Raw genomic sequence first — 6886 nt, forward strand, 5'->3', positions numbered from 1 at the left:
GCGCGGTGATCAGGCGCCCTTCCGTCATCACGACCGCACGGCGCACGCGGTTGATCAGCTCGCGGACGTTGCCCGGCCAGTCGTGCTTGTAGAGCGCCGTGATCGCATCGGTCGAGAACCCGCGCACGCGATGGCGCGCGTCGCCGCGAAAGCGTTCGAGCATGTGGTGCGCGAGCAGTTCGATGTCCTTGCCGCGGGCGCGCAGCGGCGGCTGGTCGATGCGCATCACGCAGAGACGGTGGAACAGGTCGGCGCGAAAACGCCCTTCTTCCATTGCCTCGCGCAGATCGACGTGCGTTGCCGACACGATCCGGACGTCGACCGGCACCGGATCGCTTCCGCCAAGACGATGAATCGAACGCTCCTGCAGAAATCGCAGCAGGCTCGCCTGGCTTTCGTGCGGCAGGTCGCCGATTTCGTCGAGCAGCAGCGTGCCGCCGTTCGCGGCTTCGACGTAGCCGATCTTGCGCGCGTTCGCGCCGGTAAACGCACCGCGTTCATAGCCGAACAGTTCCGATTGCAGCAGATGCGGCGGGATCGCGCCGCAGTTGACGGCAACGAACGGGCCGTTGCGCCGTTCCGAATGACGATGGATCGCGACGGCCGTGAGTTCCTTGCCGGTCCCCGTTTCGCCGAACACGAACACCGGTGCGTCGGTGCGCGCGAAACGCCGCACCGTATCGAACAGCCGCAGCATCGCGCTGCAGGTGCCGACGATGCCCTTTTCTTCCGATTCGAGCTGTTCGCGATCGCGCGCGAACAGGCATTCCATGCCGTAGGCATGGCCGACCGTATCGGCGATCCGCTGGTGCGACGCCGGCAACGTCACGTAGTCGAAGCAGTAGTCGCGCAACAGCGCCCGCACGTTCGGCGAGGCGGTCTGGCCGACATCCACGAGCGCCACCCAGACGACGTCGCGCATCGACGCGCAGGTCGACGCGATGCTGCCGATCGCATCGGCGTGGCCGCCGCTCAAGTCGAGAATGCCGCAGGTAATTTCGCCGGACGTGTCGCGCAGCTCGTTCGCATGCGCGACGACCGATACTTTCCAGTCGCGGCGCGACAATTCCTTTCGCAGCATCACGGACGGCGACTGCGTCCAGTAAATCAACGGACGCTGCCCGTTACCGCTCCCCACGCCGGCGCTCTTATCGCGCGTTATTGGCATATTCATAACGAACCATCATTTTCTGCACTCCGCGAACCGTACGCGTGCGCTGCGGCCGGCGGCGCATGGCCGCCTTTCCGCGCTGCGTTTCCGCAGCCTTGGCGAAGATCGAAACTGCACACGGCGAGAACCCCCGGAGGTCGAGCCGAATGTCATCCGGCCTCGTTGTCATCGAACTCGAACGGAATGCGCGGCTACGGGAGCCACGACATTCCGGCTTTGAAGCGACCCGCCGTCAGGCGGGGCACGTCGGCAACGGAAATTCCGTCCACATGTGCGTCGCGTCGTACACGACAGTCGCGCCCGATGCTGAACCGGAGGGCTGCCAAACCGCGCCCGGATTGACCGCCCCATTTCATCCGCACCTGAATCTACACCCCGTTTCGCGTTGGTCTTGTTACCAAACGATAAACCTGAATCAGTCGGTTACGCTGCCCGCGGCGCGGCGCCGTGCGCTTTTGACCACTGAGATTTGATTATCTATGACCATTCCCGTCAATCAGTGGCAAATACTACTTTTCCGCAAGATTGATCCCGGCGATTGCCCGTGATTTCCATCGAAATCTCCCAAAAATCGCGGCGCCGTGTTCGCCGGACCGCATAATCCCGCCCGCGGCCGGGTAGCCGGATCGCATCGCGGCGGCGCGCGGGCCGCCCGGCAGTTACACGTCGTAATCACCGCGTAATCCTCGACATCGCGCCGCACCGGCTCTTTTAGGCGGATTCGCGCCGACCCGCGTGAGTCGGCGTGAATACCGGGCGTTGGCGCGCGTGTCGTGCGATGCAGCATGATCGCCCCCTTGCGCGGCCGCGCCAGCCGCACGGCTCGAACGGGTGCCGACGCCTGACAGATCGCGGCGATCGGGCATGCGCGCGAGCGGCAGCGTACCGACGCCGGACGGGTGCACCGCGCAGGTGCGCGCCATTCCGCTGGAATGCGGCGAGATCGCATGAATCCGCCGACGCCCCGCAATCGGCGGCGATCCTGTGTCACGCACTGCCGCGCACGATCAGCCCAGGCTCGCAATTTCCGGTCCCGCCTCCGTCCGTCGTTTGCGTGCGATGTCGTCCGACCGTGCTTCATTGCAGGCCGCCACGATGAATCAATTATGAAAAGGCACCGGCCCGGACGGTGTGTGCTACCGCACCTTGCGACGCTCGCGCGTCATGCGCATCGCCCCGTATCCGGCGCCGGCGTGCGAATCCCGAGGGTGAGTACGCTTTCGAACAGACCGCCGTACCGCGCATCCGGATGATGAGGATCGCCGCGCTGCACGGAACGATCGCGTCCGTGCGGCGCGGCATGCCGAAGGCATCACGCGAGGACAGCATCATGGAATGGCATTGTTGTGAATTCGAACATCTGAGCGCCGTCGATCTCTATGCAATCCTGCGCGCGCGCAACGCCGTGCTGGTGGTCGAGGACGCGCACACGCATCTCGACATCGACGGCAAGGACGCGGGCGCGCTGCACGTCTACGCGAGCGTGCGCGACGGCGACACGACGGAAGTCGCCGCCTACGCGCGCATCCTGCCCGGCGACGACATCGATCCGGACGTCGTGATCGACAAGGTGCTGACGAGCGAAAGCTGCCGAGACGACGACACGCTCGAACGCCTGATCGAGCGCGCGCTCACCGCCGCGCAGGCCGCGTGGCCGGACACCGCGGTGCGCACGCACGTGCCTGCGCCGCGTCAGGCGTTCTACAAACAGTTCGGATTCCGCAAGGCCTACGGCCCGTATCTCGAACAGGGCGCGCCGTTCGTGGGCCTGGTCCGGTCGGCCGACCGCGCGGCCGGCGCGCTGCGTCAGCTGCTGTCGCGCGCCGTTTCGGTCTCGCGCAACGACGACGCACGCGCCGACGGCCGCGCTCACCCCCGACTACCTGCCGATACCGGAGCGAACCGATGACCCGCACCCTTCGCCCGGTTCCCGAACCCGATCTGCCGAGCATCCTGCCGGTGATTCTCGCCGGCGGCTCCGGCACGCGGCTGTGGCCGCTGTCGCGCGAGCAGTATCCGAAGCAACTGATCGAGCTGGTTTCGAACGAGTCGCCGCTGTCGGCGACAGCGCGCCGCCTGAACGGCATCGCGAACGCGTCGCTCGGCGACACGCTGCTGCTCGTGTGCGGCGAACAGCATCGCTTCATGAGCGCCGAGCAGGTACACGGCCGCTCGGCGCCTGCCCGCATCCTGCTGGAGCCGGCCGCGCGCAACACCGCGCCCGCGCTGACGCTTGCGGCGCTCGATGCGAGCGCGCTCGCGGACGATCCCGTGCTCGCCGTGATGCCGGCCGATCACGTGATCGTCGACGTCGGCGCGTTCCAGGACGCGATCGCGCGTGCGGCGCGTTATGCGCAGGAAGGCGCGATCGTCACGCTCGGCGTGCTGCCGCGCCGCGCGGAGACCGGCTACGGCTACATCCAGGTCGGCGAACCGCGCTCGGGCCGCCGCGGCAGCCAGGGCGGCTACGCGATCGGGCGTTTCGTCGAAAAGCCCGATGCAACGCTCGCCGAGCGCTATCTGCAATCGGGCGATTACTGGTGGAACAGCGGGATCTTCGTCACGCGCGCATCGGTCTGGCTGAAGGCGATCGGCGCACTCGCGCCGGGCATCCACGCAGCCTGCGACAGCGCATGGCGCGCGGGCGTCGCCGACGATCCGTTCTTCCGGATCGATGCGGCGGCCTTCGACGCGTGCCCGGCGGATTCGATCGACTATGCGGTGATGGAGCGCCTCGCGGAACACGCCGAACTCGGCATCGAAGGCATCGTGGTGCCGCTCGCGGCGGGCTGGTCGGACGTCGGCACGTGGGACGCGATCTGGGAAATCATGCCGAAGGACGACCAGGGCAACGTCGCGCGCGGGCCGATCGTCTTCGAGGATACGCAGGACAGCCTCGTGCGTTCGGAAGGCCGTCTCGTCGCGTGCGTCGGGATGAAGGACGTCGTCGTGATCGAGACGGCCGATGCGGTGCTGGTCGCGAACAAGCACGACGTGCAGCGCGTGAAGAACATCGTCGCGCGCCTGAAGACCGACCAGCGCCCGCAGGCGAGCGAGCACCGCAAGGTGCAGCGACCGTGGGGCCACTACGATTCGATCGATCTCGGCGAGCGCTTCCAGGTGAAGCGGATCGTCGTCGAACCCGGCAAGCGGCTGTCGCTGCAGATGCACTATCACCGCGCCGAGCACTGGATCGTCGTGCGCGGCACCGCGAAGGTGACGCGCGGCGCCGACACGTTCCTGCTGTGCGAGAACGAATCGACGTACATCGCCGTCGGCGAAGTGCATCGACTCGAGAATCCCGGCCGGATTCCGCTCGAAATCATCGAGGTGCAGTCGGGCAACTATCTCGGCGAGGACGATATCGTGCGGTTCGAGGATCAGTATGGGCGGGCGGTCGAGGCACTGCCGCCGCAATCCGTGCAGCCTGCGTCACCCGCAACGCATGCACCTGTCGATATGATCGACACTGCTCGACAGACGTGAGCCGAACCGCCCGGATATGCGCGACATCTGGCCGAAGGCACGTCGGCCACTCAATGTAAGCCATCGCACCTAGTCAGCCGCACGGGCATAGCACAATGCTTGTGACGCACGGAATCAAGTGCGCCCGTGCGACCGCTGCCGGTTTCGCGAATGAGGACGCAACTTACTCAATGCCAAATCATTCAGGAATGCATAGTTCTACGATTCCTCATGACGAGCCGATCGGACGCAACCGACTTCGCGATTTGCCGGATACCCGCGTCTTGCGGGCGGCCGCGCCACACCCGGTCGAACTAACCGTCTCGAAGATGACCAGACAAAGAATCGTTCACATTGTCGAAGCGTTTGGCGGCGGCGTGCTGTCCATGCTGGTCCATCTCGCCAACCACGCCGCAGCGGCCGGCGTCGACGTGACCGTGCTGCATTCGATCCGCTCCGAGACGCCGATCGATTTCCCGACGCTGTTCCGGCCCGGCATCAAGCTCGTCCACGTCGCGATGGCTCGCGAAATCAGCATCAGGCAAGACTTGATCAGCGTGAAGGAACTGGCCGACATGCTTCGCGAATGCGACCCGACAGTCATCCACCTTCACTCTTCGAAGGCCGGAGTGCTAGGGCGTGCTGCCGCGAGGATAGCGACACCTGGTGCGAAGGTGCTCTATTCACCGCATGGACTCTCGTTCTTGCGTCGTGACGTCTCCCGCGCGAAACAGCTTGCCTACCTCGGCTTTGAACGAATGACGGCCCTTCTGGGCGGCACCATCGTCGCCTGCTCGGACAGCGAGCTCAGGGAAATCAAAGGCAGGATTCGGGCAAAAACGGCGGTGCTCGTGGAAAACGGCGTCAATGTAGCCGAGGTTCCTTCACGTCAACCGCGTGGCGATCGAAAGATCGTGGTAGGGATGAGCGGGCGCGCGTCGTTTCAGAAAAATCATCAAGCCTTCCTGCAACTGGCGACCGATCTGCGCGATTCCGATCTGACGTTCATGTGGATCGGCGGCACCCCTGACGACATCCCGGATCAGCAGGAAAACCAGGTCATTTCCTGTAGCGGATGGGTGACACGCACGCGTGCACTCGAACTGACGTCCCAACTGGATATCTACGTCCAGACATCCCGCTGGGAAGGCATGCCCGTCGCGCTGATCGAAGCCCAGGTCGCCGGGCTGCCCGCGGTGGTGACCGACGTCGTCGGCAACCGCGACGTCGTCATTCATGGTGTGACCGGCTATGTCGCGTCAAACGCCGACGAGATGGCGCGGTATGTGGCCATGCTCTGCGACGACCACCAGTTGCGAGAGCAAATGGGGGAATCGGCGAGAAAGTTCGCACTTCATCGATTTTCCATGAACGCGATTTTCCGGCAATGGCAATCCCTTTACGGACTGAGCCCCCATTTGCGTACCGTCCCTGCACGACGGTTCGAGCCTGCGGCGCCCGATCACGTCGAGGCCTGACACGCGGCCGGAACCGGATCGGGTGGCCGCGGCCTCGAGCGCGAAGCCGTCGGGATATCGCGTGCATGGCCGGGATGGAACGCGCCGACGCAACGCATAACGACAGACAAACGCTGCCGTTCAGGGCGCGCGGCAAGCGCCCTGGACGCGCATCGATTTCACCGGATTTGACATGAGCACGCCCAAAAAACCCAAGCAACTCGTATATAACGGCCGATTCTCCACCCAAAAGACGACCGGCGTGCAACGCGTCGCCCGCGAGCTCATCGCCGCCCTGGTCAGGGTGCAACCGCAAGGCTCGATCACGGTTCTCGTGCCTCCGCACGCCGACGCGACGGTGGACGGGACGACGACGCTCAAGGTCGGTTTTTCCAAGGGCGTGATCTGGGAACAACTGGCATTGCCGCTTTTTTCGTCTCGTAACCGCATCGTCAACCTGAGCAATTCCGCTTCCGTTTTCCTCGGCAATCAGATCATCTACATGCACGATGCCGCGGTGTTCGACACCCCTGCCCACTTTTCCCGACTGTTCCGGGCGTGGTATCGGGTCATGTTCTGGATTCTCGCGCGCACGTCCCTATGCGTGTTGACCAATTCTCGCTTCTCGCGCGATCGCCTCGCTCACCACTGTGGTGTTTCAACGAAAAAAATCAGCGTCGTGCCGCTCGGTGCCGACCATCTCGACGCCCTGGAACCGGACGCGAGCATACTGAAAACACTCTCGCTCACGCCGGGCAGATTCGTGCTGGCGGTCAGCAGCATGAATCCGACC

Annotated in this window: 4 protein-coding genes and 1 pseudogene; 4 read left to right on the forward strand and 1 reads right to left on the reverse strand. The window is 64.7% G+C overall.

Going from position 1 to position 6886, the window contains the following annotated elements; translation table 11 throughout:
* The coding region (locus tag JMF90_RS17490; RefSeq protein ID WP_201325263.1) for a sigma-54 dependent transcriptional regulator at positions 1-1174 on the reverse strand (1174 nt) is incomplete at its 3' end.
* 1297 nt (positions 1175-2471) lie between these two features.
* On the opposite strand from JMF90_RS17490, the gene JMF90_RS17495 reads away from it, so the two are divergent.
* The 4 genes and pseudogenes from JMF90_RS17495 to JMF90_RS17510 all read left to right on the forward strand — a co-directional run.
* Positions 2472-3080, forward strand: coding sequence for a drug:proton antiporter (locus JMF90_RS17495; RefSeq protein WP_171984285.1), 609 nt, complete (start codon positions 2472-2474; stop codon positions 3078-3080).
* Positions 3077-4657: a mannose-1-phosphate guanylyltransferase/mannose-6-phosphate isomerase gene (locus JMF90_RS17500; RefSeq protein ID WP_011547864.1), complete on the forward strand. Its 1581-nt coding sequence runs from the start codon at positions 3077-3079 to the stop codon at positions 4655-4657. The genes JMF90_RS17495 and JMF90_RS17500 overlap by 4 nt, the downstream gene beginning before the upstream one ends.
* A 308-nt stretch (positions 4658-4965) precedes the next feature.
* Positions 4966-6114, forward strand: coding sequence for a glycosyltransferase (locus JMF90_RS17505; RefSeq protein WP_201317148.1), 1149 nt, complete (start codon positions 4966-4968; stop codon positions 6112-6114).
* A gap of 172 nt (positions 6115-6286) precedes the next feature.
* Positions 6287-6886, forward strand: a pseudogene (locus JMF90_RS17510) (glycosyltransferase); the annotation flags it as partial.

It is taken from the genome of Burkholderia sp. E168m23, from assembly GCF_016586125.1.
In the GTDB taxonomy this organism is placed as follows: domain Bacteria; phylum Pseudomonadota; class Gammaproteobacteria; order Burkholderiales; family Burkholderiaceae; genus Burkholderia; species Burkholderia orbicola.